Genomic DNA, 26,114 nt, shown 5'->3' on the forward strand with positions numbered 1-26,114 from the left:
AACAACAAATTATCCAAGCACGTACTTGTTTGGCGTATAAAAGGAGGCAGCATGATTATGGACATAACAGGTTCAGAGCTTTTTGTCAAAGCTTTAAGAGAAGAGCAGGTAGATATTCTTTTCGGGTATCCGGGCGGTCAGGCAATCGACCTTTTTGATGCTTTATATGGACAGAGGGATATTAAGGTTATTCTACCACGCCATGAACAGGGTTTAATACATGCCGCAGACGGCTATGCACGTTCCACAGGAAAGGTTGGGGTTTGTCTGGTCACAAGCGGACCTGGTGCAACAAACCTGGTAACAGGGGTTGCTACGGCAAATTATGACAGTGTACCACTAGTCTGCTTCACAGGTCAGGTAACTACGAACCTGATCGGAAATGATGCGTTTCAAGAGGTTGATATTGTAGGGATTACAAGAAATATCTGCAAATATGCGGTGACTGTCCGCAACCGCCAAGATTTAGGAAAGATAATCAAAAAAGCCTTTTTTATTGCCAGAACTGGAAAACCGGGTGTTGTAGTGGTAGATTTGCCCAAGGATATTCAGAGTGCGTACGGGGAGGACACATACCCTCAAACTATTGATGTCAGAGGCTATAAGCCAAGTAATACGGTCCACGACGGTCAGATCAAAAAAGCTATTGAGGCTTTAAATCAGGCGAGAAAGCCTTTGTTTTTAATTGGTGGCGGAGTCAATATTGCAGGAGCCGGCAAAGAAATGCGGCAGCTTGCTGAGTTGACTGGAATGCCAGTGGTTACGACCATAATGGGAAAAGGCGCCATACCGACCAGCCATCCTTTGTATGTTGGCAATATCGGAATCCATGCTGGTTATGCAGCAAATGCGGCTATCAGCGAGTGTGATGTATTGTTTTCCATTGGGACGCGTTTCAACGACAGAATCACAGGAAAAACTGATACCTTCGCAAAAAATGCGACTCTGATTCATATCGATGTAGACCCCGCATCTATTTCCAGAAATATTGCAGTGGATATTCCAATAGTGGCGGATGCGAAGAAAGCAATTGAGATATTGCTTAAAAAATCAAATCGTCTGGACTGTAAGGATTGGCTGAAACAGATTATGGCATGGAAAGAAGCTTACCCGCTTACGATGAAGAGCAAAGGTTTGACTCCGCAAAGGATTATTGAGGAAATCAATCAAAGCTTTCAAAGCGCGGTTGTAGTAACCGATGTTGGTCAGAATCAACTTTGGGCCACTCAATTCTTAGAGCTAGACGAAAACAGACAGCTACTGACCTCAGGAGGTTTGGGCACGATGGGCTATGGCTTCCCTGCTGCTATTGGGGCAAAATTGGGGAATCCCCAGAAAAATGTAATCGTGATTTGTGGGGATGGCGGGATGCAGATGAATATTCAGGAGATGGCAACAGCCGTTGTTCACGAGCTGTCTGTGATTGTATGTATTCTCAATAACGGTTATCTTGGAAATGTGAGACAATGGCAGGAAATGTTTTATCATAAACGGTATTCAGGCACCTGCCTTCGATATCGAAAACGATGTGAGTCTGATTGCAGTAAGCCTGGGAAGAGTTGCCCAGAGTATACTCCCGATTTCATCAAACTGGCGGAAAGCTATGGGGCATGCGGTATACGTGTGACCCAGGCAGAGGAGATTAAGGCCGCGTTGCGGGCTGCAATAAATAACCTTTCCGCCCCTACTGTGATTGAATTTATAATTGATCCGGAAGAAAATGTCTTGCCGATTGTTCCGCCAGGAAGTCCGCTAAGTGAAATGATTATGGAGTATTAAGCAAGGAGGTGACTTTAGTGAAGAAACGATGGCTCTGTTTGTTTGTAGAAAATGAAATTGGCGTGCTCGCCCGTATTTCAGGACTATTTTCAAGTAAATCATACAATCTGGACAGCCTTACTGTAGGCACTACGGAGGACGAAACCATTTCCAGGATGACAATCAGCATTTACAGTGATGACCAGATATTTGAGCAGATTAAGAAGCAATTGAACCGAACTGTTGAGGTTATTAAGGTAATTGATTACACGGATCTGTCCATATATAGTAGAGAAATTATGTTTCTGAAGATAAAAAAGTGCACGGAAGCTGACAAAACCGGGATTTTCCGTTTTGCCCAGGTATACAATGTAAAAGTACTGGATTTTAATAAAACAACAGTCTTACTGGAGTGTGTACAGGTAGAAAACGAAAATGATAAGGTGATAAAATTATTGAGTGAGAGATTTGATAACCCATTTGAAATTATCAGGGGTGGAAGTGTTGCAATAGAGGCGGTATAGCAAAATCAACAAAGAAGGAGGGAATGTTTTTGGGAAACAAATATAGTATCATAGATTATAAAGTTATTAGACAATGTGCTGTTTGAATGAGAGAGCGACCGTACAACAACATAAAAAGTAATTTTATAAAACAGGGCTACATAGAGATGATTTATCTTTATGTATGACCAGGTGTATACGGAGGATGTAAAAATGAATACTAAGAAAGGCGATTATCCAATTTCACTCAAGGAAGTGTTCCGTGCAGAACAGGTTGTTTCTAAGTTTATTAATTCTACCCCGCTTATTTATTACAAGAGCCTGTCTGACCAAATCGGGGCAGAAATCTTTATTAAGCATGAGAATCACTTGCCGGGAGGCAGCTTCAAAATCCGTGGTGGTCTTAATATCATGCATCATCTGAAACATCAGGGCATAACAGGAGTTGTTACGTTTTCAACCGGAAATCACGGCATTTCAATCGCAACTGCTGCAAAAATGTTGGGGATTGATGCAACTATAGTTTTACCGAAAGGAAATAATCCGGAAAAGAATCAAAGAATTATTGATGCGGGAGCAAATTTGGTGGAAGCCGGAGAAAATTTTGAACAGTCTGCACAGGAGTGCATGAAGCTACAGGAAGAAAGAAATTTACACTATATCCATGCAGTTAACGAGCCGCATTTGATTAACGGCGTAGGTACCGAGTTCACAGAAATATTAAAGGAGCTGCCCGATATTGATGCTATTATTTTGCCAATCGGAGGAGGAAGTGAGCTGGCGGCGGCAGTTACAGTGCTGAAGTCAGTTAATCCTAAAATTGAAATATATGCAGTTCAGGCAGAGTCGGCCAAAGCCGCGTACTTATCATGGAAGGCGGGGACAATAATGCAAGAGCCTAATCATACATTTGCCGGAGGTTTCGCAACAGGCTCGGCATATGAAATTCCATTTGAGATATATAAAGATAAATTGACAGATTTTATCTTGTTGTCCGAGGATGAAATAAGAGAAGGCATTTATCTGGCAATGTTCCACACGCATAATTTGGCAGAAGGCGCTGGGGCGTCAACAATAATGGCGGCCAAAAAAATTAGAAGAAGACTATACGGGAAAAAGGTTGTTCTGCAAATGAGTGGATGTAATGAGACTGTGGATTGCATCCGTGATGTGTTAAACATGTTACATAAAAGGATTTAATTATATAAGAAAAATTATACTGTAAGAATGAAACTCTAAATGAGGAGGATTACTATTTTTAACACGACATCTAATTACCCAATATCTTATATTACTAATAGTAAGATAAACACGGGCAAAGAAAGCAGTTCAAATAACGAGTACTTATTAGAGTGTGCACTTAATACAAATGATGATAATGTTAAAAGTGCATACTCAACGTTATATTTAAACATTGCAAAATGTTATGAAGAATTGTGTGATTCTGATAATGCAAAAAGAAATAGGGGAGAATATGAATAAGTTTGTAACTTCAATAAGGGTTGAAAATTCAAAAAAACTCCTAGTTAACACTGATTATAAGCTATGGCAAATTTGTGAGAAAGTAGGGTTTTCTAATTCTAAATATTTTAGTCAGGTTTTTAAAAAAATAGTGGGTGTATCACCTAAAGAAATGTGAAAAAAGCAAATACAAATAATGTAATAAATTAGAGATAAAACATTGAGTTTTTCATTCAATAAGTTGAAAAACCCTAGTTCTCACATAATATCTAAAAATTATAAGACATACTTTTATTTTATAAGTAAGGTATAAAATAGTTTGATGTTTTCCTTAAGAACCATAACCACGTAGAAAAAAAAATTGTTAGATTCGTGTTAGAATGCAATGGTAAAGTAAATTAGAGGTGGTTTTATGGATATTCATATATTAGTCGTTGAGGACGATGAGAGTATCAACGATATGGTAAAAAAGTTTTTGATGGTAGAGGGTTATAATGTAGACGTCTGCTTTGATGGAGATGAAGCATTGGAGCAATTCTACAGCAAGAATTATCATCTTGTAATTCTTGATATTATGCTGCCCGGTACAAACGGACAAGAACTTTTAAAAGAGCTACGCAAAATTCACAACACTCCGGTTTTGATGATGACCGCTTTGGATGACGATGATAACCAAATAAGAGCGTTCAGCAATGAAGCTGATGATTATGTCACTAAGCCTTTTACTATGCAAATTCTGATGAAGCGAGTAGAGGCGCTCTTACGTCGAAGCGGAGCACTTAAAAAAGAAATCTGTGTAGGAAAGCTTACGTTATATCCGTTATCATATAAGGCTACTTATAATGATAAGGATATAGGGCTTACACCAAAAGAATTTGATATTTTATTTCTTTTAATACAGAACAAAGGCGATATAATTCCACACGAAACACTGCTTACAAAAATATGGGGATATGATTTTGATGGTAACGAGGGAGTTATCCATGCAAACATGAAAAGATTACGAGATAAACTTCCGGCCAATATGATTAAGACGGTCAAAGGTGTAGGATATTGTTTGGAGGAAAATGAGAAATGAAAAGGAAAAAAGAACTTGGAATATTCGGTAAGATTTTCTTGTATACTATGATTCTTATTATGTTAGTTATTACCACCCTCGCCTTATTTTTTGGAGGGCAAGTTAATCTGATATTTGAAAAGAGTCAAACATACTTAATTGAAGCACCTTTAGGTGACTCAATTATCCAAGATGATGGTTCGGGTGTAATAAGTGGAAAAGTATTTGAGCCTGCAAATACTTTATCGGATATGTATATGAGTTTTGTCACTAAAACGATCATCGTACTTGTTATTTTATTATCTGCCAGCGTTTTGGCGGCGGCACTTTTCGCCCGCAGCATGGCAAATCCTATCAAAAAATTGGCTGCGGATACAACTAAAATGTCAAAATTGGAATTCGTATCAGCTCCCGCAGCTCGTCATGATGAAATAGGGCAGCTTTCAAATGACGTTTATAAAATGTATGAAACGTTAAAATTAGAAATAGAACGGGAAAGAGAACTGGAAGAAAATCAACGATATTTCTTTTCGGCAGTTTCCCATGAGCTAAAAACACCAATCGCCGCCGCCAGCAGTATATTAGAAGGAATGTTAGCGAATGTGGTAAAGCCCTCAGAATACCCTGAATATTTAAAAAAATGTCTAAATATGATGACAAAACAAAAAACATTAATATCGGAATTATTAGAAATCATCCGTTTGGATGATAACAAAATAGAATCCAAATTTGAAGATGTTATTTTAAAATCTGTTATTCAATCAGTTCTGTCGACTCATCAAACACTAGCTGATACAAAAGCGCAAACGATTGTCGTTTCCGTCCCTGATACACTTATATGTTTGCTCGATCAAAATTTATTTAGCCGTGCATTGTCTAATATACTTATAAACGCCGTTCAGAATACACCGGAACAAGGGCATATCAGCATATGGTGCAATGAACAAGATAATCAAACTGTCCGTCTGCACATATTAAATTCGAATGCACATGTAGATGAAAAAAGTCTGCCCAAATTATATGAACCCTTTTACCGCATAGACAAAGCTCGTAGCAGAGATCAAAACCGCAGCGGTCTGGGATTAACAATTGTAAAGAAATCGCTTGATTGCATGGAAATACCTTTTTCTATTGAAAATATCGGAGATGATGTTGTTTTTTGGATGGATTTGACTATATATTAAATAATATAAATTATATTTTGAATAATTGGTTGTGACGATTTGATGAAACATAAATAAATCGATATAAAAAGTCCCATTCTTACCGTTTGTTGTTTTTTTTAGAGGACCACGCTATATAGCGTGGTCCTTTTTTCTTCTGTAGGCTATAGGAGTGACTCCAGTCAGTTTTTTAAATTGAGTTGCAAAATAGCTTTGGCTGTTAAATCCAAGCAAAATAGCGATCTCCAGAATTGATTTATTAGAGTAGGTTAGTAGGAATTTGCTTCTTTGTATTCGAGCATAGGTCAAATACGCTGAAAACGGCATACCTGTTTCCTTTTTAAATTGGCTACTAAAATAAAATTTACTTAAATTAGCCTGAATAGCTACACTATCCAAAGTAAGGCACTCTCCTAAATGGTCTTGTATGTAATGTAAGGCGTCGCTAATCTGCGGATGGGTTGCATTTATTTTATCTATATTGATTTGCATACTATAACCTACAATCATTTTTTTTCCCAAATCTATGAGTTCAGAAAAAGAATCTTTCTTTTCCATGTATTTAACCAACGCTTGATGTTTGGCTTTGGCACTATAAGGGGAAACCCCTTTGTCGGTTACGCAGTGACAAAGTAATGCGGAAAGAGAAATCATATGGTTTTTTAAAGAAGTTATTTTATCAAATGCAGATAACTGATATTGAGGCAATAGGTCGATAAAATTATGATATTGCTCTAATGATTTTTTGACATTTCCTGATAGAATTGTATTTATCAAAAATGTTTCACATTCGAAAAAAGTGTAGATACCATCTATATTATCTTTGGGATAATGTAAATTTGAAAGATTCACAAAAATTCCCCCCCCTTTTCTTTTTATTGATAATGATTATCATTATCGGTTATCTAATTATATCATTACTTTTTCAAAAAAAGATATTATTAAATAATAATTAAAAAAATAGCAAGAATTTAAAAGCATAAAAAAATAGATGAGTTATACTTGTAATAAGTCGTTGATAATAGTTATCAATTAGAATCTCTCGAGAATAATTACCATAATTATTTTGTAGTTAAAGACAATAGAGAGATAGATAAGTTATAAAGGAAGGAGCGGTCAAACAAAGTAAAAGCTGTAATACTGTTCTGTATAGCATGTAATAAAAATATCGTATCAAAAGAAAAGGGGAGAAAAATGATTAAAAAATTACTTGGTTTTACATTAGCTTTACTTATATTGTTGGGTTCTGAATGGAGCAGCAGTTCATTGGTTTTCGCATCAGAAGAGTTAAAGGAAGGCATGTATAATGTGCCGGTGCAGTTGTATCATGAAACAAATGATTCGCTTTCCATGGCAGCCGCTGTGTTAAAAAGCGATGGGAGAATTGAAGTTTCTGGAGAGAAAACGACTCTCTATGTAAGCTTTCAATCTGCAAACATTATGGGTATTACTGGATATTTAAGAGAAGCTAGTTATTTCGCAAGTTCAGCTGATTATACAGCATATAAAGGCGGAGATATAGATAAAATAAAATCGCCGCAGGTAATAAGTACATATGAAGCCGAGGGAAAAGACTATCCTGAGGAAATCAGTATGGAAATCTCGGGAAATGAAGAATACGTATATATTATTATGGGTGTAGATCCCATCGGTATGACGGCAGGAGCTAGGATTAAGATTGATTATATAAATATCGATAAAGTAGAGCCCACAGAAATTCAATTAAATACGGTGGAAAAATCCATTGAAGTTGGAGATGTTTTTACCATTCAAGCCACAGTACTTCCCAATAATGCAGTTGACAAGGAGATTGCTTGGTCTAGCGACAATAATGCAGTAGCAACAGTAGATGCAAATGGAAAGGTTATAGGAGTTGGTGAAGGGACAGCCACTATTACTGCAACGACAGAAAATGGTTTGGAAAGTACTTGCAAGGTGACGGTAATACAAAATGAAGTAGACTCATCGATCATAGAAGATGGTAGATATGAAATTCAGGTTTACTTGTGGCATGCTACAGCTGATCAACCTTCTATGGCGAATATCTCATTTAATCACACGGCAATAATGGATATAAAAGATGGTGTAAGAACCCTTAGTTTTTCTACACATCCTATGAAGTTAGGAACAATTGAAGCAGTATTACACACATTCCAGTACAAAGATATGGACGGAAATTACCAATTTGCAGAGATTATAGCCTACGAAAACGGTGGACTGCCCAGTGCATTTCGGTTTGTCCTTCCAAGTGAAGAGGAGTTTATTGATGTGAAGGTAGACCCACAGGTGGAACAAATGGGGAATCAAGTATTAGACGCCAGATTAAAATTAGATTATAGCACTCTTGAAAAGGTAGAAGATGATAAAGCTTTAGACGGGAATACAGATACTATAGACGGAACACCTGAAATACCAGAGGAACAATTAAATGAAAAAGAAGAAGAACAATTAAATGATGGAAAAGATGTTGTAGAAGCTGTTGATCAAACAACGACGGAATCATCTGTTAAAAAGGTTCAAAATCCTAAAACAGGAGATAGCGGCATTATGATTCAAATTGCATTATTGTTCTTGTCCGCATTTGCTATTGTAGCATTGTGTATAAAAGAAAAAGTAAATTGATAAAGTAAAAATCAAAGGGAAGCTGAATATGAAAACCAGAAACAAATGGAATAAAATAGAAATTATACTGTGGGCTGTGTTGTGCTATTCTTTGGTTTTTAGCAATAGTGCTATGGCCATTGAGAAAGGCACCTATACTGCGCCAACCACCGCTTCATACTATAATCCCGATACAGGGGAGATCGATGACGGTGGTACTAAAAATGCAGAAATTGGGGAAGGCATGGTCAAAAGTGTATTGGGCAACAAAGCTTTCATCGAAACGGATGGAGCTACCACGCATGTGACGGTGCGTATTAATATGATTTCCAATATTACAAAGGTGTCTTTTACGGCACGAGATTCCAATGGCAGTTACTATAATGTTTCAGCAAAAAAAGTGTCATCAAATTCGTCCAAAGACACGTCGGACTATCGCTTGGTATTGCGAGATCCAGGTGCGTGGATTCGCGTTGTAACCTATGTAGTTCCCATGGGAAGAGATGTTATCTTTTATGGCAGGGTAAATGTGACAAGTGCCACCCCAGGTAAAGGAGATTTTAAAAGCACCTTGACCATAGAGGAGACGGTAAAAGCGGAAAACAAATCCCAAGAAAAAGCAAAGATTGTGAAAACAATTAAAAAAGATGAGGTAGACGAAAATAAAGTAGAAAAACAAGAAAAGAAACAAGAAGTAAAGGAAGAAGTAAAGGAAGAAGCACTACAAGCAGAAGAGCTAGAAACAAATTCTGATAAAGAGGATCCTCTCTCAGGGGTAGAAGGAATAATAGAGGTAGCAGCTATTGAAAATGCCATAGATGATAATGAAGAAAAGGTAGAAAAACATTCTCCTTTCCTCTTCTATTCCCTCGGGATATTGACTCTAGGAGGAGTCGGTGCTTTGCTGTATTTCAAAATTATTAGAAAAGCGAGATAGATGTATGAAGAGAATGTTTATTGGTTTTATTTTATGTAGCTTATTGATTTTACTTCAAATCGGTTGTGTAGATCAAAATCAAGGGGAAATCAAAGGGGAAGAAATACGTATTATTGCCACATCTCCAGCTACTTGCCAAGTTTTGGATAAGCTAAATTTAGATCTTGTAGGGATCCCTGAAACTAGCCGTGATATTCCTCAGAGGTATAAGGGATTAACGGTAGTAGGTTCTCCTATGTCACCGGATATGGAAATCGTAAAATCATTAAAGCCTACAGATGTTATCGGACCCAATAGTCTACAAGAAGATCTTCAATTGCATTATGTAAATATTCGATTGAATGCAACGTTTATTAATTTAAATAGTGTACAGGGAATGTATAAAAGTATAGAAGACTTAGGGCAAAAATACAATCGGGTGGAGGAAGCTAAGGCTTTAACCGACGAATTTAAGACTTATTTAAAAGAATTTCAAAAAATTAATGAAGACAAAATCAAACCAAAGGTACTGATTTTAATGGGATTTCCAGGATCATATATTGTAGCTACCGAGAATTCTTATGGGGGGAGCTTGGTGCAACTTGCAGGAGGAGTCAATGTATACAGTGGGACTGGAAAATCATACTTAAATGTGAATACAGAAGATATGTCAAAAAAAGATCCAGATATCATATTAAGAACAGCCCACGCTTTGCCACAAGAATCCATGAAGATGTTTGATGAAGAGTTTCAGACCAATGATATATGGAAACATTTTAGGGCGGTAAAGGAAGGCAAGGTCTATGACTTGGATTATGAAAAATTTGGTATGAGTGCAGGATTTGATTATCCTGAAGCATTAGAAGATTTGCAGAAGATTTTATACGGCAATTAAGGAGATGAAAAAGATACAAAAAAGAAAAAGCCTTTCGTTTTTTATATTAATTTTTTTATTATGTATTCTCTTTTTCATCGCAATTAATTTGGGTAGCATACAAATTAGATTTGTGGAATTGTTTAAGGGATTGTTTATAGAATTTGACGAAAATGTAGCTACTATTTACGATCTCCGCTTTCCACGAATTCTGATTGCAATATTAGGAGGAGGGGCACTGGCTGTTTCAGGGGTGTTGCTGCAAGCAGTCATGAAAAACCCTTTGGCGGATCCTGGAATCATTGGGATTTCCAGCGGGGCTAGTATGGTTTCTATACTATTAATCGCTTTTTTTCCTTCCCTTTACTTTTTCACACCTTTATTTGCACTCTTAGGAGGTTTGATATCCTATATTTTAGTGTATTCCCTATCGTGGAAATCAGGATTAAATCCTCTGAGAATTGTTTTGGTGGGGGTGGCAGTCAACGCGGTTTTTATAGGAATGATCGATGCTTTTCAAACCATGACAGGAGGTTTCCTTTCAGGGGCTGCGTCCATTGTCAACGCAAATATTTCTATGAAAACATGGGATGATGTTAAAGTATTATTTATTTATGTATGCATTGGAATGATTTTGGCGTTGATTGTATCAGGATCATGTAATCTCTTGACATTAGAGGATAAGACAGCGAGGAGTTTAGGAGTTGATGTGGATAAAACCCGATTGTTGATCTCTTTTATTGCAGTAATGCTGGCGAGTATATCTACAGCTATTGTCGGCGTCATTGGATTCTTGGGGCTGATTGCACCGCACATTGGGCGGATATTGGTCGGTTCAGACCATAAATTGTTAATTCCCTATTGTGCCATACTAGGTGCGTTTATTTTACTATTAGCAGATACCCTAGGTAGAGTCATTGCTGTGCCTTACGAAATATCCCCCTCTGTTATTATGGCAGTCGTTGGAGGACCCTGCTTTATCTTCTTATTGAAAAGGGGTGATAAAACTCATGAAAGTTGACAATATAAGCTTTAGCTACAGGCAACATAAAGCGGTAGATCAATTGTCCCTAAAGATTGTGGAAAATGAGATCACGACGATTATTGGAGCAAATGGATGTGGGAAATCCACGTTATTTTACTTAATGACAAAGAATTTAAAACCTGATGAAGGAACTATCTTTTTAAAGGAAAAAAACATATCTGCCATTCATCTAAAAGATTTTTCTAAGATGGTTTCTATCGTTCATCAGCAGAATAAAGCTCCAGGTGACATAACCGTTGAAAAACTGGTTAGTTATGGTAGGACACCATATATACCATTACATAGATCGAAAACAAAAGAAGATTATTCTTATATCGAGTGGGCATTGGATACTACAAATTTAATCGATTATAAAGACGAGCTAGTTTCAAACCTTTCAGGGGGGCAAAAACAGAGGGTATGGATTGCCATGGCCTTGGCTCAAAATACAAAGATTTTATTTCTAGATGAACCTACTACCTATCTAGATATTCGATATCAGATTGAAATTTTAAAGTTGATCCAAAAGCTAAAAGAAGATTACGGCATGACCATTATAATCATACTGCATGATATCAATCAATCCTTGTATTTTAGCGATCAAATTATCGGAATGAAAAAAGGAAAGATTGTTGCACAAGGAAATCCAGATGAAATCATTACTTCAGAAGTTATAGAAGAGATTTACGATATCCACTTAGACGTAATGTGGTGGAATAAAAAGAAATTTGTCGTAACAATATAGAGTTGCATAGCATGTAATAAGAAAGGAGTTCGATTAAATGAAAATATTAATTACTTATTCAAGTATGACAGGGAACACAAGAGAAATAGCAGAGTGTATACACTCTACTTTGCCAGAAAGTATTCTCTTACCTATGAAAAAAGTAAAGAACATAAAGGAATGGGATTTCGTATTTATGGGATTTTGGGTAAACAAAGGAAATCCTAATAAAGAGGCTATAAAATTTCTCTCTGCAAACAAGCATAATAAGGTAGCGTTATTTGCAACATTAGGCGCCATTCCAGGGGGAGAACATACTCGATCTTGTATAGAGGGGGCAAAAGAGATTCTAGGAGAATCTTGCCATGTGGTAGATTTTTTTGTCTGCCAAGGAAAAATTGACCCAATGATTACAAAAGTATTTAAAATATTTCCGAAAGGACATTATCATCATTTTACAGATGAAAAAAGAAAGCTATATGAGAAGAGTATTGCTCATCCAGACGAAATAGATAAGGAAAAAGCGCGTCAGTGGGGCATGTATGTGAGGGAACAATTAGAATTAGAGCGAAAGGCCAATTGAGAGAATAAAGGGGGAAAGGGAATGTATAATACAGAAACGAACAAGAAACAAGCTGAAATCGGCAAGGTGATGCGCGGTGCGTATCTTCTATTAGGGTTGATTATGTTGGTACTTGGGGGTATCGGCGTCGTCTTGCCTATTTTACCTACGACACCTTTTATCTTTTTAGCTTCATATTTTTTTGCAAAAAGCTCGGATCGATTACATCTATGGTTGAAAAATACCAAGGTATATCAAAAGAATGTCCAACCACTCATAGAGGGGAGAGGAATACCCTTAAAAGGAAAGATATACATATTGGCATTCGCCTGGTTTTTCTTACTACTGATGTTTTTTAAAACAGAGATTTTGTTATTAAAAGTATTAGCCATATCCCTAGGCAGCATAAAGACCATTGTGTTTTTTAGAATGAAGACAGCAAAAGAAGATAAAAAACTTGAATATGAAGGATAGGAGAGAATAGGATGGTAGAAACATGTTGATCAATAAAAAACTCATTTCTTATGCAAAAGGAGTAAAGCCTTATATTGCTTTGGCAGTAGCCACAAAAGTAGTGGTTTTGGTGACAAATATATTCTTTGCTTTTTCAATAGGAGGGGCATTACAAAGTTATTTTGAGGGCGGATGGCAGGCTGTTAATGTGGAGTTGTTATTAGGGGCGACGGGATTTACTATTGTAATGCGTGCAGTGATGAATCCTCTAACCCTTATATTTTCACACCGATGTTCTTCCATTGTCAGATCTCGCTTGCGAGAGGCTGTGTATGAGAAAATGGTCAAATTAGAGACCCAATATCATCGGACTACAGGTACCTCACATGTAGTATCCGCTGTAGTTGACGGGGTGGAATCTTTGGAATCTTACTTTGGATCCTATATTCCCCAATTCTACTATGCAATTATGGTTCCTTTTATTTTATTTGTTTCACTGGTGAAACTAGATTGGCGTCCGGCGGGGATATTGTTGATTATCAGCCCACTGATACTCCTATGTATGATGTTGATCATGGACATGGCAGGTAAAATGAATAGAAAACATTTTGGTCATTATCAAAGCTTAGGTTCATTTTTTTTAGAAAGCTTACAGGGTCTACCAACTTTGAAATTATTTGGTCAAGAAGAAGAAAGATTTGATGAAATAAAAGAAAGAACTGAAAGTTTTAGAAAGACCACTATGAAGATATTGGGTATGCAACTCAATTCTATTATCCTGATAGACTTTATTACATACGGAGGGGCGGCAGCGGGAATTGTTGTCACAGCTCTTTCCTTGGGCAAAGGGTATCTCTCATTTGGTGAAAGCTTTACCTTTTTGCTTTTAGCATCAGAATTTTTTTTGCCATTAAGGACATTGGTGTCTTTCTTTCATATTGCTATGGGAGGAGTATCTGCATCGGAAAAAATATTTCATTTGTTGGAGACTTCTGAAGAACGAGTACATAGAAAAGAAAAACCTTATAAAGGGAAAGGGAACAATACTTCTATTCTTTTGAAAAACGTATCCTTTTCATATTACCGTGGAAGTCCCATCCTTCAGGATATCAATATGGAAATAAAACAGGGCGAAACCGTAGCACTCGTAGGAAAAAGCGGATGCGGAAAAAGTACCCTTGCTAATATGTTGGTTGGGTTTATGGATCCCATTCAAGGCAATATTTCTTACGGAGAGCAAGATAGCGTAGATATTTCTTTAGAATCATTGAGAAGAAAGGTGTGCCTTGTGCCACAAAATACATATATATTTACAGGAACCATTGAGGAAAATTTAAGGATGGCGAATCCATATGCAAAGGATGAGGATATGATTCGAGTCTGTAAAAAAGTTGGACTAATGGATTTGATGAAGGGATCGGGACGAGGACTCGCTCTCCAAGTAGGAGAGGCTGGTTCTCAGTTGTCAGGGGGACAAAGGCAAAAGTTAGGCATTGCAAGGGCTTTGTTGCGCAATTCTGATGTATTTATTTTTGACGAAGCTACTTCTAATGTAGATAAGGAAAGCGAAGAGGAGATCTGGCAAGCTATATGGAAAGAAACTCAGAGTAAGACAACGATTATTATTTCTCATAGGCTTTCCACCATCATCCATGCTAATAGGATTTATGTAGTAGATAAAGGGTGTATTGTAGAATGGGGAAATCACAACCACCTTATGGCAAATGGAGGATTGTACTATCAACTGGCATTGGAACAGGGAGAATTGCGAAGAAAGGAAGAGGTTTCCTAATGGAATATCTAAAAAAAGAAATTCAAAGTCATAGATCTTTTTATATTGTAAGGCGTTTATTAGAAATGACCTCCCCTTTAAAGGGCTATATGATCCTATCTGCAAGTGCAGGTTTGTTGGGAAACTTTTGTGCCGTGGGTTTGATGGTAGGAGGAGGAGCCCTTATTTGTACTCTCGCTGGTCTAAACATAGGATTTACTGGATTGCAATGGGGTATTATTATGGTTTTATGTGCTGTATTTAGAGGTGTATTTCGTTACATAGAACACTATAACGGCCATGATGTGGCATTTCGATTGTTGGGCTTGATTCGGGAAAAATTGTTTTTAGCTCTTCAAAAAGGAGCTCCAGGTAATTTAGCAGAGAATAAATCGGGGGATATGATCTCCACCATTATGGCAGATGTAGAACTTGTAGAAGTTTTTTTTGCCCATACCATTTCACCAGTGATTATCGCTGGGATTATGTCTGTAAGTATGATGATCTTTGTTGGACAATTTGCCATAAATTTTGCCTTGATACTAGGGATTTTTTATTTATTGACTTTGGGAGTCACCTACTTCGTTAATCAGAAAATAGGGAAGGATATCGGAAATAAGTATAGAAGACAATTCTCTGAAAGTACATCCCATTGGCTTGATAGCCTAAGGGGGATGAAGGAAATTTTAATTTTGACTGGTGAAGATAATCGATTGAGAGAAATTCGGGAAAACGGAGTTCAATTAAACGAGTCCTTAGGAAAATTAAAAGTCCAAAGGAGTTTCGCAATATCTATACCAGAATTCCTTATTACTTTGGCGACAGTATCTATATTTTTGCTAGCCTCTTATTATGGATTATCTACAGAGAAGACTCTCATTGTGACTGTAGCTGTGGCATCTTCTTTTGGTCCTATCGTCGCGTTAAGCAATTTAACTGTAGATCTAAAAAATACATTTGGGGCGGCAAGGCGAATCTTTGATATATTAGATGATGAAAACTTCGTAGAAAATAGTGGAAAGAGGGAAGTAGATATTCAAGATATGGATATTAGATTTGAACGAGTATCCTATCAATATCCTTCTTCTACGGGGAAAGCAATAAATTCCTTTTCTTTATCCATGAGAAAGGGCGAGAAAATGGCAATTATGGGTCCAAGCGGTTGTGGCAAGAGTACACTACTTAGGCTTTTGCTTCGATACTTCGATCCTCAAGAGGGTAATGTATATTTAGGCAAATACAATATTCGCGAGATTACATTAGAAAGCCTACGAAAGAATATCGCACTGCTGACACAGGATACCTTCTTGTTTGACGACACTATCGAGAAGAATATTCGAATCGGCAAACCAGGGGCCACTATGCAAGAAATAGAGCATAGTGCAAAAAGGGCCATGGTCCACAATTTTATACAGACATTGCCTCATGGATATCAAACTCGTGTAGGAGAGTTGGGAGGAAGACTTTCCGGAGGAGAAAAACAGCGCATAGGAATCGCCCGAGTATTGCTTACAGAAGCGCCTATTATTGTCTTAGATGAACCTACGAGTAATCTAGATGCATTGAATGAAAAGGCTATTTTAGATATATTAAAAAAAGAATTTTCAGACCGTACCCTTATCATGGTTTCCCATCGTTCCACTGTGCTGCAATGGGCGGATAGAGTCTATCATTATAAGACGGTGTAGTCTTACTCTAGTGTAAAGAATTATCAATATACCTAATAAAGAAACCCTCGAGAGTTTCTTAAAAGAAGATAGTAGATATATGATTTCATAGACAAATGGCTTGCTATCTTGAATTTCATATAGATTTCGTGATAAACTTTGTCTAAGGTAAGAATTGTTAATAAGGTGGTGCAGATTTGACAAAAGAAAGAAAGGGATCATCAGGATTATTGTCAAAGATTATACTGGTCTTTTTATTTGCAGTGATGATTTATTGCGTATATACCATTGGCATGTATCTATGGGATAGTTATCAGAACAATAAATTAAACGAGGAGTTACAAGAGTTATATAGAACCGAGGAAGGCAATAATCAAGATAAGAACGGAATTCACGTGAAATTTAAACCATTTTTGGAGTTAAATTCCGATGTAGTGGGCTGGGTTAAAATTCAAGATACAAAAATAGATTACCCTGTATTACAGGGGAAGGATAATGAGTATTACTTGAGTCGCAATATAACAAAAGAAACGGCACGGGCAGGTAGTATCTTTATGGATTACCGCAACGAGAAAGATGGCGAAGATAGGAATACCATTCTTTATGGGCATCATATGAAGGATGGTTCTATGTTTAAAGCTCTAATGGGCTACAAAGAAAAAGACTTTTTTATAAAACATCCAGGTATTGAATTTGACACCTTGAAAAAGAACTGGAAGTGGGAGATATTTTCTGTTTATATCACGGATACAAAATTCGATTATATTCGTACGGATTTTGCGACAGAGAAGGAATATGAGGGTTTTTTAAAGGAAATCAAAGAGCGTTCTCTCTATGATACAGGAGTAAAAGTTATGAAAGAGGATAAAATCTTAACCCTCTCCACCTGTACCTACGAGTTTGATAATGCAAGGTTTACGGTTCATGCAAAATTGGTAGAGGATATATCTTTGTAGGTATAATCATATAAGCAGTGCATTAGAGAGTTATCTTCAATCTTAGTGAGAATAACGAGAAACGGTATTATCTTCTCGCTTCATCTAATGCTAAAAAATGTACTATAGCTGTGGCTAAGGTTATTTTAGATGCTGCTGTTGCTGCTGGGGCTCGTGAAGGATGGTTCTTGCCACCGGAGGTCCGGGAATGGTAAAATCAGACTATTCATCTGGGAAATCAGCTGTTGGAGTTGGAAATGGACATACGTCTGCTTTAATTGATGATTCGGCAGGGATTATAATGTTGGTCAATTCCATTATTCATTCAAAAACTTTTGATAATGGTGTGATTTGTGCCTCTGAACAATCTGTGGTTATTATTGACAGGGTTTATGAGCAGTGTAAGAAAGAATTTGCTACTAGAGGATGCTATATACTTAATGATAAGGAGGGTAAAGAATTTACGAAGTGCTTGTTTTTATTTGCTTTAATGTATAATAAACTTAACAAGTTAGAAAAAACTAACTTTATTTAGCTTGTCACAAACTTTAAATTCTCGGTAAAAAACTGCCGAGAATTTTTTTTTGAAAAAATAGGTTTGTTAGATGGGTGTAAGATACGGGCGCTATTCTTAAGAAGAACGAAAAGTTCAAATCAAATGCAGGATAGTCTAAGGAGGAACGAAAATGTACATTTTTCAAAACGCACTTAAAAATGTCGTGCGTAATAAGGGTAGAAATATTTTGATTGGAATCATAATTTTTGCTATTATTACCACGACGGTCATCACGCTTGGCATCAATAATACGGCAAACGGAATTATTGATGACTACAAAACACGGTTTGGGAGCGAGGTAACCATTACGCCCGATATGCAAAAGATAATGAAATCAGGCACATCGCTTACCCCTCGGATTACTATAGAACAACGCAAAGAATTCTCTCAGTCAAAATATATTAAAGAATATAAGCTCACAGCTAATGCGGGAATTAGCGGAGAGAATATAAAAGCTGTCGATGAGGCTACAGGTGGGGGTAGTGGAACAACGGGAATGGTAGGAGACAAATCCGAGTTTATTAATCCAACCATGCAATTGATTGGAAACCAGTTTGATGATTTTCAAAAAGGAATTCGGGAGATTACCGATGGTAAAATGCCGGAAAACGATAACGAATGTATTGTAAGCAAAGAACTTGCAGAATTGAATAATCTATCTGTTGGTGATGTCATCGATGTAACAGCCAGCTTATTTACGGATGATATAGATGTTCGCAATGTTATTTATACGCTCACTATAACAGGTATATACTTCGACGGCACCGAAGAATATGGGATGTTTGCCAATCCCTATCTGAATAGGAGAAATGAAGTATTAACTACATTTGAAACTATTACAAATGTTGTTCAAACTGACGAAAATGGAATTACTGTCGGATCGCGTTACTTTTTGAAAGATCCTGATATGCTTGCAGCCTTCACAACTGAGCTAAAAGCCAAAGGATTAAATGATATATTTAAAGTTACTACTGACGAGAACAGTTATAACAGGGTCGTTGGCCCCGTGGAAGGTCTTAGAAGTGTTTCAATTACATTTATGATTATCGTCTTAATTCTCGGCAGTATTATTTTGATTCTTTTAACTTCTATTGCCATCAGGGAACGTAAGTATGAAATCGGTGTTCTCCGTGCGATGGGTATGAAAAAAATCAAGGTCGCCTTAGGGCTTTGGGTGGAAATGCTTACCATTACAGCAATATGCCTTGTTATAGGGATTGGGATTGGAAGTATAATTGCTCAACCTGTTAGCAATGTGTTATTAGAGGGACAAATTGAAAACGCACAAAGTGATATAGAGGGTGGTAATGTGCCGGGGTTTGTGGATATGAGTTCGATTGGCACCAGTGATGAACCTATTTCTAAGCTGGATATATCGCTTGGTCTTCACACGACGCTTCAAATTATCGGAATTTCTTTGATGCTCGCAACGATTGCGGGATTAGCCGCTATTATCAAAATAACAAAATATGAACCTATCAAAATATTGATGGAAAGAAATTAGGAGGGCGCTTTCATGAGTGTATTAACATTGAACAATGTGTCGTATAAATACGAGGGGACAAAAAAGAATGTGCTAGCGGGAATCAGCGCGGAATTTGAAATGGGAAAGGTATATGCCATTGTCGGAAAATCAGGCTCCGGTAAATCTACATTGCTTTCACTGATGGCAGGGCTTGATGTGTGTGTGAACGGTGAAATTATGTATAACGGTAAGGATCTAAAAAAAATTGACCGTGATATTTATCGGGCAAAGGGGATCGGCGTCATTTTTCAAGCGTTTAACCTCATTACCAATGCTACTGCAGTTGAGAATATCGTACTCTCCATGAATATCAGCGGTGTCAATGACAAGAACAAGAAATCATATGCATACGCTCTCTTAGAAAAAGTCGGTATTGACTGCGAAACAGCAGAAAGAAAGGTCTTGAAGCTATCTGGCGGCGAACAGCAGCGCGTTGGTATCGCCCGGGCACTGTCACACAATCCCGATATTGTTATTGCCGACGAACCAACTGGAAATCTGGACAAGGATACTGAAGCCGACGTTCTGGGAATTTTAACCTCCCTGGCCCATGATGATGGGAAATGCGTTATCATCGTCACGCACTCCAGAAAGGTTACATCAATTGCGGACGAGATATGGGGAATAAATGACGGAAAAATGATTCCGGTAAAACAGCAATAAATAAAGGATTAAGAACTGAATTTGGATGTTGGAATCTTTACGACAAAAGTTCGGAATTAAGGTATAACATGGGTAAGAAACTCCCAATGCTAAGTATTGCGTTATACGTGACCGCGGGGATACTCGAGCTGAGATTCTAGCAAATAGCATGTCTGGTTTTACTAAGATAATATACCTAGGTTTACAAGCTTATTTATTATACAAGTGTCAAAGACGCGAGTATGATAGGGCTAAACAATCTTGAAATAGGGTTCTAAGGAGAAACCTATTTCATCAATTACTTTTTTGCTTTCATCTATAATTTCTTTTACCCTCGCTGGATCAATATTCATCATTTTAAAATGTACTCCTACAATATAATCAAGGAAATCTTCTAAACTACAGTCTAAATCACCCCTGATATATGCAAAAACTAAGGATATGGAAGCTCCTCTTGCAGCACTTGTTAACATGGTAATTTCATCCTTATCATCGTCAATATTCAGCTTATACCTTCGATGATGTATTTTATAGAAAGGAACAGAAGCTTCTTTGGCAGCTATGGATCTATCATAATTTGCATTAATTCTTTCGAAGTAAAACTTATTTACGTTTTTATCTAGAAGATTTAGCATAGTGGTGAGGCGAATCTCTACAGCAGTAGACACCTGAAGGTCATACCTTTTAAAATTTAAGAAATATTTATACAATTTAAAAGCAATGACGTTTTTATTGTTTTTTGCGTAGGTTTCCGTTACGACACGGGCTAAATCAGCCTTCGAATTGTAGTGATAGGAAATCAAAGGTTTTGTAATTCCGCATAGATTCGCTACATGCTCAAGATAGGTGTCATTGTAACCGTTATCGTAAAACAATTTGGTTGCCACAGCAAGGATTTTTGATTTTGGTGTATTATGATTTTTATTTATAGCTATCATATTTTAATTATACAGTTTTTTTTCTATAAATCTAGTTAAATTTACTAATTTTTGTACCTTTAGATTAGAGAGTCTTTACTTGTTACAATAGTACTATTTATAAATCAAATCATGTTCTATTTCAATAAGACGCTGAATATAATTATTTTAACCGGTTAAGTTTGTAAATTATACTAATATTACTAATTTATAGCGATTAATACAAAGGAAAGCTAATATTAAAAATTTAAATTATAAGGAGGTTATCATGTCAATTAAAGAACTTCAACAGGAAAGGAATCAGTTGTTTTCAGATATGTTCAACAATATCATACCTAAAAGAATGCCTGTTTCCTTTAATATTTCTCCACGAATTATAGCAGAATATGCAAAATTGGATACCTTAGAAATCCAATTCAACTATGGATTGCTTGATTCTGTCGCAGACGAGGCATCTCAGCTGATTTATTCCGACACATGTCCGATTATGCCCGTAGGTCTTGCTTCAAGGATTGCAGGGGGGTATCAAGCCATTGATTCACAGTCCTTCCAAATGGGGAGTAACGGATTCATGCAGCATCCGGAGGTAGTCGGTATGGAAGAGAGTGAATATCCCGAGTTAATAGCAGATCCCTATGCATGTATATTAGAAAAAGTACTGCCAAGACAGCACAAAGCGCTCAGTCTCGAGGATCCTGTAAAAAGATCCCTAAGTATAAGTGCTCTACAAGCGGAGAACAACAGGCAATTAAGCAACACAGTTCCTATCATGAATAGACTAATTGAGAAATACGGTTACTATAAAGGAGCTCCTTTCGGTTCTGGAGGATTTACTGCTGCTCCCTATGACTTCATTGCCGATCAACTTAGAAGTTTTTCCGGAATAAGCATGGATATTAGAAGGAATAGAAGTGAAATCCTTGAAGCGTGTGAGGCGTTGTTACCTCTTATGTACCAATTAGGTCTCCCTTCTAATCCATCTCCTGAAGGCGCTGTAGGTATGCCTTTGCATATGCCGACATTTATGCGAGAAAAAGATTTTGTTAAGGTTTGGCTCCCAACCTATCTGAAATTAGTACAACAGTATGCAGCACGAGGAATTAGAACTCAACCTTTCTTAGAAGATAACTGGATGAGATATATTGATATTTTACAGGAACTGCCTGCAGGAACCGTAATGATGTTTGAATACGGAGATCCTAAGCTGATAAAAGAAAAACTTGGTGACAAATTCATAATAAAAGGTTTATTCCCATTAGACTTGCTGAAAAGAGGAACAAAACAACAAGTACTCGATAAGGCAAAAGAGATTTGTGACATTATGCTTCCTGGCGGAGGTTATATATTCAGCTTTGACAAAGGTCCATTGATGTTAAGCGATATTAATATTGAGAACTATCGAGTCCTTAGCGAATTTCTAAGAGATTATGCTGTTTATGACAATGCCGGCGAAAGCTATGGTGAAAAACTTAACAGTGAAAATTATGAAATAGATCCGAACTTCGGAAAATTCGAATCTAAATATCTTACTAATTGGAATGAATATAAAGCAAAATATCCTATGACTCCTGAAAGTATGAAAGATTACCTCTATAGATATGACATGGATAGCTTACGATTCTATCTGAATTTACTTGTCTAATGCAAAGCTATTGTCATAAGCATGTATGCTGCTTATTTCATAAAGTATACCGGAAGTAAAAAATGGACCGAACTAGCATACGGTGGGATTAAGCCCGAAAACTGTTTTTCGATAGACTTGTTCAATGGACTTACATATGCTTTGCAGGGAGACGTATCTCACCTATAAGTTATTGTAGCATTAGGATATTGTAAGCAAAAAATAGTTAAGAATATAGTTACTATTATTAACTATACTCTTATAATATGAGGAGAGTCAAAATGGAAAAATACCAACTTAAAGAACGCGAAATAATGGCAGTTGCTTTGCCTAACGCTGTTTCGGCCATGGTACACATAGTACCTGTTATGTTTGGAATGATGTTTATGACCGAATATTTAGGAATTTCTGCTGCCGCTATGGGCACGGCAATGCTTGTCACAAAATTGCTCGATTATGTCGTGGCTATCTTTGCCGGCAGCATTATAGAAAAAACTCATAGCAAGAAATACGGCAAATATGCTTTATGGATGAGAATAACCACCTTTACGTTATTTTTCAGTTCATTGTTGCAGCTTGTTGATACCTCAGGGTTCATTGCTGCTCCAATTGGAAGATTGATTTTCGTATCTATTTTCTACTGCGGTCTGCACTTCGGAATGAATTTCCGCGCAACTTCTCAGGGCGGCCTTATTCAAAGGATGGCCGGTCCTTCAATGGAAATAAGGAAACGTATGAACGCTCGTCAGGCTCAAGTCAATGCTGCTGTTACCATTGTATCAGGCGCGATAACAATTCCACTGATTGGATACTTTGCAACTAAATTTGGAGCAGCTAACGGTTATGCTATTACTCTTATTTTATTCGGCGCTTTGTTCCTTGTTCTCAGCTTAACTATGCTTTTCCCGGTGATGAAAAAATACGATCGTCCCAGAGAAAGCGCTGAGGTTGCAAATACTCCCACTGTAGGTCAAATGTTTAAATCCATTATTAGCAACAAACAGATGATTTTCATGTTTTTTATGATTACATCAATGACGGTAGGAACACAAATATTTACCCCGCTTCTGGCTTATTATTTTAAAGTCGTTACAGGGAATTTGTCGGTAATGACCCTATTGCTCACAATTCAGGGCATAGGAGCATTTTTATTCAGTCTTGTTGCGCCAGCTATAGCTAAGAAACTCGGCAAGAAGGGCGCGCTTATCTTCAGCGCAGCTCTTTCAATCACTTGCTATCTCGGCATTTGGCTTTTTGGGCTAAATCATGTTTGGGCTTTGGTCGCATTTGCCTGTTTGATTAAAGGCAGTGATGCGATTTACAGATGCTTTGCCATTAACTATTTCCTTGACTGCGGCGAGTATGGTTACTACACCACAGGTCAGGATAACAGAACCATGGCACTGACAGTTATGAACTGGCCGATTAAAATCGGGTTCTTGGCCGGTGGGGCGGCGGTAGGCTACGGTCTGGCTCTGATTGGTTACACTGCCGGTATGGAAGTTACTTCAGTATTTGCGAATAAGTTTATGGTATTATTCGGACTTTTGCCGGCGGTGCTATTCTTGGTAACGCTGCTTTTAGCCATCTTTGCATACAAACTTACGGACGAACAGGCTGAATTTTACGCGACTGAAAATAATAAAAGAGAAGCTGCACTTAAAGGAACTTTGTAATAATACATTATAAGGCGTATAGTGACAGTGACTTTGAACCACTAATAGATGGCCATATTACAGACTAGGGACAAATCCAAATCTTTGTCTATTCTGGAGATAGGCATTTGCTGGATTTACTGAAAATATACTGTAAAATATTTGGTTGTACCAGGAGTATTAAATTTTATAAAATAAATACAGAAACTCTCAAACCTACCGTTTCAATAGGTAAGTCATTTTCTTTTTAAAACAGACTATTGTACATTTAGTAAAATTGTAATAATTTATAGATATATGTTTAGTAAATCTTTTCCATGGGTAATAAAGTAATAAGAGATATTATTATTATGGAGGAGTGATGTTATAATGAAAAAATTATTAATTCCGATTGACGGTTCCGAGCATGCTCAAAGGGCTATGGAAAGAGGTAAAGAATTAGCTGAAAAGTTTGGTTGGGACATAGTATTGTTAAGTGTTGAGGTATTGCCTATTCCTTATGTAGACCAAGTAATTACGCTGAATGCAATAAATCAAACTAATGAAGATTTGAAGATTTTACTAGATGAAGCTAAGAAAAATTTTGTACATTTCAGTAATGAAGTCCAAGTAGTATCACTACGTGGAGATGTAGCAAGTACAATTATTAAATATATTGAAGATAATGATATTGAAATGGTTGTTATGGGATCAGTTGGTTTAAACGCGGGTGTTATAAGCGGATTGTTGCTAGGTAGTGTAACTAATAAAGTGTTACATAAAAGCTGTGTGCCTGTTCTCGTAGTAAAGTAAGCGTGTTCTTAATACAAACACCAACACGCTCCACCGACAAGAATTGAAACCCAATATTCAAAGCACAGGTAGTCAGCCTGTGTTTTTTTGTTTTCTATTCCTTAATAGGGGTATATGTGTTTAGCATAGTTTCAGTGTTGACTGAATGATTTTACTTATATCAAGATGGGTGGTTTATTGAGTATTATGACAGTCAAGGAAGCTACTGAAAATGTGAAGTTTCTTCATGGCGCATAGGCGAATCCGTGAGGAACGCATAAAAGGGGCATATATAATCGGGACTGCATTTAAGTAAGAAAAAAACCGAATTAACTGTTAAAATTGAAAACTGTCCCTACAGTTCATTAGTTCTATAGGGATGCTCTGATAGAAGACCATGATCAGGGCAGCAAAGTTATAGGAGGAATTATGTTAATTAAAGCAGTAATAGCATTTCTTTATCTTCCAGGGGTAATTGCTTTCTTAGTGCCAGTAATCATTGCAATATATGATCCATGGAGAAGTTCTTTTATATCCATAGGTGTCTTGGTAATAATTAACGGATTACTCGTATTAATATGGTGTGTTCGAGATTTCTACATTTCCGGTAGAGGAACGTTGGCGCCATGGGAGCCGCCAAAGAAACTTATTGTCATTGGACTCTATCGATTTGTACGCAACCCAATGTATATAGGTGTCTTAATACTTGTACTAGGCTGGAGTATATTATTCTCTTCACCATTGCTCGTTTTATATATGTTTATTTTAGCTATATCGTTTCATATAAGAACAGTTAAATATGAAGAGCCTTATTTAAAAGAGCAGTTTAAAGATGAGTGGGAATTGTATCGTCGAAAAGTGCCAAGATGGTTTCCCAAAATAGATTTTTGGACAAATCAGTAATAGATATTTCTCTATTTCCTTATAGTAGACATATGATTTCATAGACAAATACCTT

25 protein-coding genes and 1 pseudogene are annotated in these 26,114 nt (G+C 37.0%); 24 read left to right on the forward strand and 2 right to left on the reverse strand.

The genetic code is table 11. The features are described 5' to 3' along the window. The first annotated feature begins 57 nt into the window (after positions 1-57). The 7 genes from ilvB (at position 58) to GC105_RS00410 (ending at position 5,963) form a co-directional block, all read left to right on the forward strand. A complete protein-coding gene (ilvB, locus tag GC105_RS00380; protein WP_152800561.1) occupies positions 58-1,779 on the forward strand; it encodes a biosynthetic-type acetolactate synthase large subunit in 1,722 nt (573 codons plus the stop codon). A gap of 17 nt (positions 1,780-1,796) precedes the next feature. Further along, positions 1,797-2,282, forward strand: a complete 486-nt coding sequence (ilvN, locus tag GC105_RS00385; RefSeq protein WP_343029909.1) for an acetolactate synthase small subunit — start codon at positions 1,797-1,799, stop codon at positions 2,280-2,282. Positions 2,283-2,474: 192 nt separating this feature from the next. Further along, a complete protein-coding gene (locus GC105_RS00390; RefSeq protein WP_152800563.1) occupies positions 2,475-3,461 on the forward strand; it encodes a threonine ammonia-lyase in 987 nt (328 codons plus the stop codon). A 39-nt stretch (positions 3,462-3,500) separates the two neighbouring features. Next, complete coding sequence (locus tag GC105_RS17125) at positions 3,501-3,743, forward strand: hypothetical protein (RefSeq protein WP_246169629.1); 243 nt, start codon at positions 3,501-3,503, stop codon at positions 3,741-3,743. Next, positions 3,736-3,900 (forward strand): helix-turn-helix domain-containing protein, encoded by a 165-nt coding sequence (locus GC105_RS00400; protein ID WP_193708208.1) that lies wholly within the window; start codon positions 3,736-3,738, stop codon positions 3,898-3,900. Before GC105_RS17125 ends, GC105_RS00400 begins: the two co-directional genes overlap by 8 nt. 234 nt (positions 3,901-4,134) lie before the next feature. Beyond that, positions 4,135-4,800: a response regulator transcription factor gene (locus GC105_RS00405; protein WP_152800567.1), complete on the forward strand. Its 666-nt coding sequence runs from the start codon at positions 4,135-4,137 to the stop codon at positions 4,798-4,800. After that, positions 4,797-5,963 carry a sensor histidine kinase gene (locus tag GC105_RS00410; RefSeq protein WP_152800568.1) on the forward strand — a complete coding sequence of 389 codons (1,167 nt, stop codon included), beginning with the start codon at positions 4,797-4,799 and terminating at the stop codon, positions 5,961-5,963. Before GC105_RS00405 ends, GC105_RS00410 begins: the two co-directional genes overlap by 4 nt. Positions 5,964-6,074: 111 nt before the next feature. Here GC105_RS00410 and GC105_RS17555 read toward each other — a convergent pair whose 3' ends face one another. After that, on the reverse strand, positions 6,075-6,794 hold the full coding sequence (locus GC105_RS17555; RefSeq protein WP_152800570.1) for a helix-turn-helix domain-containing protein: 720 nt from the start codon (positions 6,792-6,794) through the stop codon (positions 6,075-6,077). 342 nt (positions 6,795-7,136) lie between these two features. Between GC105_RS17555 and GC105_RS00420 the strand changes: the two genes are divergently transcribed. From GC105_RS00420 to GC105_RS00480, 13 genes and pseudogenes are all read left to right on the forward strand, one after another. Then, positions 7,137-8,564 carry an NEAT domain-containing protein gene (locus GC105_RS00420; RefSeq protein WP_152800571.1) on the forward strand — a complete coding sequence of 476 codons (1,428 nt, stop codon included), beginning with the start codon at positions 7,137-7,139 and terminating at the stop codon, positions 8,562-8,564. Between the two features lie 28 nt (positions 8,565-8,592). After that, positions 8,593-9,480: a heme-binding Shp domain-containing protein gene (locus tag GC105_RS00425; RefSeq protein ID WP_152800572.1), complete on the forward strand. Its 888-nt coding sequence runs from the start codon at positions 8,593-8,595 to the stop codon at positions 9,478-9,480. Between the two features lie 4 nt (positions 9,481-9,484). Continuing rightward, positions 9,485-10,354 (forward strand): heme ABC transporter substrate-binding protein IsdE, encoded by an 870-nt coding sequence (gene isdE / locus GC105_RS00430; RefSeq protein ID WP_152800576.1) that lies wholly within the window; start codon positions 9,485-9,487, stop codon positions 10,352-10,354. A 4-nt stretch (positions 10,355-10,358) separates the two neighbouring features. Then, positions 10,359-11,354, forward strand: coding sequence for a FecCD family ABC transporter permease (locus GC105_RS00435; RefSeq protein ID WP_152800578.1), 996 nt, complete (start codon positions 10,359-10,361; stop codon positions 11,352-11,354). Further along, positions 11,344-12,102 (forward strand): ABC transporter ATP-binding protein, encoded by a 759-nt coding sequence (locus tag GC105_RS00440; protein WP_152800580.1) that lies wholly within the window; start codon positions 11,344-11,346, stop codon positions 12,100-12,102. Before GC105_RS00435 ends, GC105_RS00440 begins: the two co-directional genes overlap by 11 nt. A 37-nt stretch (positions 12,103-12,139) precedes the next feature. Then, positions 12,140-12,664, forward strand: a complete 525-nt coding sequence (locus GC105_RS00445; RefSeq protein ID WP_152800582.1) for a flavodoxin family protein — start codon at positions 12,140-12,142, stop codon at positions 12,662-12,664. Between the two features lie 21 nt (positions 12,665-12,685). After that, complete coding sequence (locus GC105_RS00450) at positions 12,686-13,117, forward strand: YbaN family protein (protein WP_152800584.1); 432 nt, start codon at positions 12,686-12,688, stop codon at positions 13,115-13,117. 22 nt (positions 13,118-13,139) lie between these two features. After that, positions 13,140-14,888, forward strand: a complete 1,749-nt coding sequence (locus tag GC105_RS00455) for an ABC transporter ATP-binding protein/permease (protein ID WP_152800586.1) — start codon at positions 13,140-13,142, stop codon at positions 14,886-14,888. Next, entirely contained in the window at positions 14,792-16,555 is a 1,764-nt protein-coding gene (cydC, locus tag GC105_RS00460) for a thiol reductant ABC exporter subunit CydC (RefSeq protein WP_152800588.1), read from the forward strand. Before GC105_RS00455 ends, cydC begins: the two co-directional genes overlap by 97 nt. Before the next feature lie 176 nt (positions 16,556-16,731). Continuing rightward, on the forward strand, positions 16,732-17,490 hold the full coding sequence (srtB, locus tag GC105_RS00465) for a class B sortase (RefSeq protein ID WP_152800590.1): 759 nt from the start codon (positions 16,732-16,734) through the stop codon (positions 17,488-17,490). A gap of 54 nt (positions 17,491-17,544) precedes the next feature. Continuing rightward, positions 17,545-17,938 (forward strand): annotated as a pseudogene (locus tag GC105_RS17005) (bifunctional acetaldehyde-CoA/alcohol dehydrogenase); the annotation flags it as partial. 217 nt (positions 17,939-18,155) lie between these two features. After that, on the forward strand, positions 18,156-19,529 hold the full coding sequence (locus GC105_RS00475; RefSeq protein WP_152800592.1) for an ABC transporter permease: 1,374 nt from the start codon (positions 18,156-18,158) through the stop codon (positions 19,527-19,529). Between the two features lie 12 nt (positions 19,530-19,541). Continuing rightward, positions 19,542-20,213: an ABC transporter ATP-binding protein gene (locus GC105_RS00480; protein ID WP_152800594.1), complete on the forward strand. Its 672-nt coding sequence runs from the start codon at positions 19,542-19,544 to the stop codon at positions 20,211-20,213. Between the two features lie 230 nt (positions 20,214-20,443). On the opposite strand, the gene GC105_RS00485 is transcribed toward GC105_RS00480, so the two are convergent. After that, positions 20,444-21,130, reverse strand: coding sequence for a helix-turn-helix domain-containing protein (locus GC105_RS00485; protein WP_152800596.1), 687 nt, complete (start codon positions 21,128-21,130; stop codon positions 20,444-20,446). 247 nt (positions 21,131-21,377) lie between these two features. Here GC105_RS00485 and GC105_RS00490 point away from each other — a divergent pair, with 247 nt between their 5' ends. From GC105_RS00490 to GC105_RS00505, 4 genes are all read left to right on the forward strand, one after another. Further along, positions 21,378-22,751, forward strand: a complete 1,374-nt coding sequence (locus GC105_RS00490; RefSeq protein WP_152800598.1) for a uroporphyrinogen decarboxylase/cobalamine-independent methonine synthase family protein — start codon at positions 21,378-21,380, stop codon at positions 22,749-22,751. Positions 22,752-23,011: 260 nt separating this feature from the next. Continuing rightward, complete coding sequence (locus GC105_RS00495) at positions 23,012-24,406, forward strand: MFS transporter (RefSeq protein WP_193708210.1); 1,395 nt, start codon at positions 23,012-23,014, stop codon at positions 24,404-24,406. Positions 24,407-24,754: 348 nt separating this feature from the next. After that, the gene (locus tag GC105_RS00500) at positions 24,755-25,177 is read left to right on the forward strand and encodes a universal stress protein (protein ID WP_152800601.1); all 423 of its coding nucleotides are present in this window, start codon (positions 24,755-24,757) and stop codon (positions 25,175-25,177) included. Positions 25,178-25,585: 408 nt separating this feature from the next. Then, a complete protein-coding gene (locus GC105_RS00505) occupies positions 25,586-26,059 on the forward strand; it encodes a methyltransferase family protein (protein WP_152800604.1) in 474 nt (157 codons plus the stop codon). Positions 26,060-26,114 lie beyond the last annotated feature (55 nt).

Source organism: Alkalibaculum sporogenes (assembly GCF_009362815.1).
GTDB classification, from domain to species: domain Bacteria; phylum Bacillota; class Clostridia; order Eubacteriales; family Alkalibacteraceae; genus Alkalibaculum_A; species Alkalibaculum_A sporogenes.

Bases quoted from the DNA above. Each gene is read 5' to 3' on its own strand.
- ilvB (WP_152800561.1), top strand. From the start codon at position 58: ATGGACATAACAGGTTCAGAGCTTTTTGTCAAAGCTTTAAGAGAAGAG.
- GC105_RS00390 (WP_152800563.1), top strand. From the start codon at position 2,475: ATGAATACTAAGAAAGGCGATTATCCAATTTCACTCAAGGAAGTGTTC.
- GC105_RS17125 (WP_246169629.1), top strand. From the start codon at position 3,501: ATGAGGAGGATTACTATTTTTAACACGACATCTAATTACCCAATATCT.
- GC105_RS00400 (WP_193708208.1), top strand. From the start codon at position 3,736: ATGAATAAGTTTGTAACTTCAATAAGGGTTGAAAATTCAAAAAAACTC.
- GC105_RS00405 (WP_152800567.1), top strand. From the start codon at position 4,135: ATGGATATTCATATATTAGTCGTTGAGGACGATGAGAGTATCAACGAT.
- GC105_RS00410 (WP_152800568.1), top strand. From the start codon at position 4,797: ATGAAAAGGAAAAAAGAACTTGGAATATTCGGTAAGATTTTCTTGTAT.
- GC105_RS00420 (WP_152800571.1), top strand. From the start codon at position 7,137: ATGATTAAAAAATTACTTGGTTTTACATTAGCTTTACTTATATTGTTG.
- GC105_RS00425 (WP_152800572.1), top strand. From the start codon at position 8,593: ATGAAAACCAGAAACAAATGGAATAAAATAGAAATTATACTGTGGGCT.
- isdE (WP_152800576.1), top strand. From the start codon at position 9,485: ATGAAGAGAATGTTTATTGGTTTTATTTTATGTAGCTTATTGATTTTA.
- GC105_RS00435 (WP_152800578.1), top strand. From the start codon at position 10,359: ATGAAAAAGATACAAAAAAGAAAAAGCCTTTCGTTTTTTATATTAATT.
- GC105_RS00440 (WP_152800580.1), top strand. From the start codon at position 11,344: ATGAAAGTTGACAATATAAGCTTTAGCTACAGGCAACATAAAGCGGTA.
- GC105_RS00445 (WP_152800582.1), top strand. From the start codon at position 12,140: ATGAAAATATTAATTACTTATTCAAGTATGACAGGGAACACAAGAGAA.
- GC105_RS00450 (WP_152800584.1), top strand. From the start codon at position 12,686: ATGTATAATACAGAAACGAACAAGAAACAAGCTGAAATCGGCAAGGTG.
- GC105_RS00455 (WP_152800586.1), top strand. From the start codon at position 13,140: ATGTTGATCAATAAAAAACTCATTTCTTATGCAAAAGGAGTAAAGCCT.
- cydC (WP_152800588.1), top strand. From the start codon at position 14,792: ATGGGGAAATCACAACCACCTTATGGCAAATGGAGGATTGTACTATCA.
- GC105_RS00475 (WP_152800592.1), top strand. From the start codon at position 18,156: ATGTACATTTTTCAAAACGCACTTAAAAATGTCGTGCGTAATAAGGGT.
- GC105_RS00480 (WP_152800594.1), top strand. From the start codon at position 19,542: ATGAGTGTATTAACATTGAACAATGTGTCGTATAAATACGAGGGGACA.
- GC105_RS00485 (WP_152800596.1), bottom strand. From the start codon at position 21,130: ATGATAGCTATAAATAAAAATCATAATACACCAAAATCAAAAATCCTT.
- GC105_RS00490 (WP_152800598.1), top strand. From the start codon at position 21,378: ATGTCAATTAAAGAACTTCAACAGGAAAGGAATCAGTTGTTTTCAGAT.
- GC105_RS00495 (WP_193708210.1), top strand. From the start codon at position 23,012: ATGGAAAAATACCAACTTAAAGAACGCGAAATAATGGCAGTTGCTTTG.
- GC105_RS00500 (WP_152800601.1), top strand. From the start codon at position 24,755: ATGAAAAAATTATTAATTCCGATTGACGGTTCCGAGCATGCTCAAAGG.
- GC105_RS00505 (WP_152800604.1), top strand. From the start codon at position 25,586: ATGTTAATTAAAGCAGTAATAGCATTTCTTTATCTTCCAGGGGTAATT.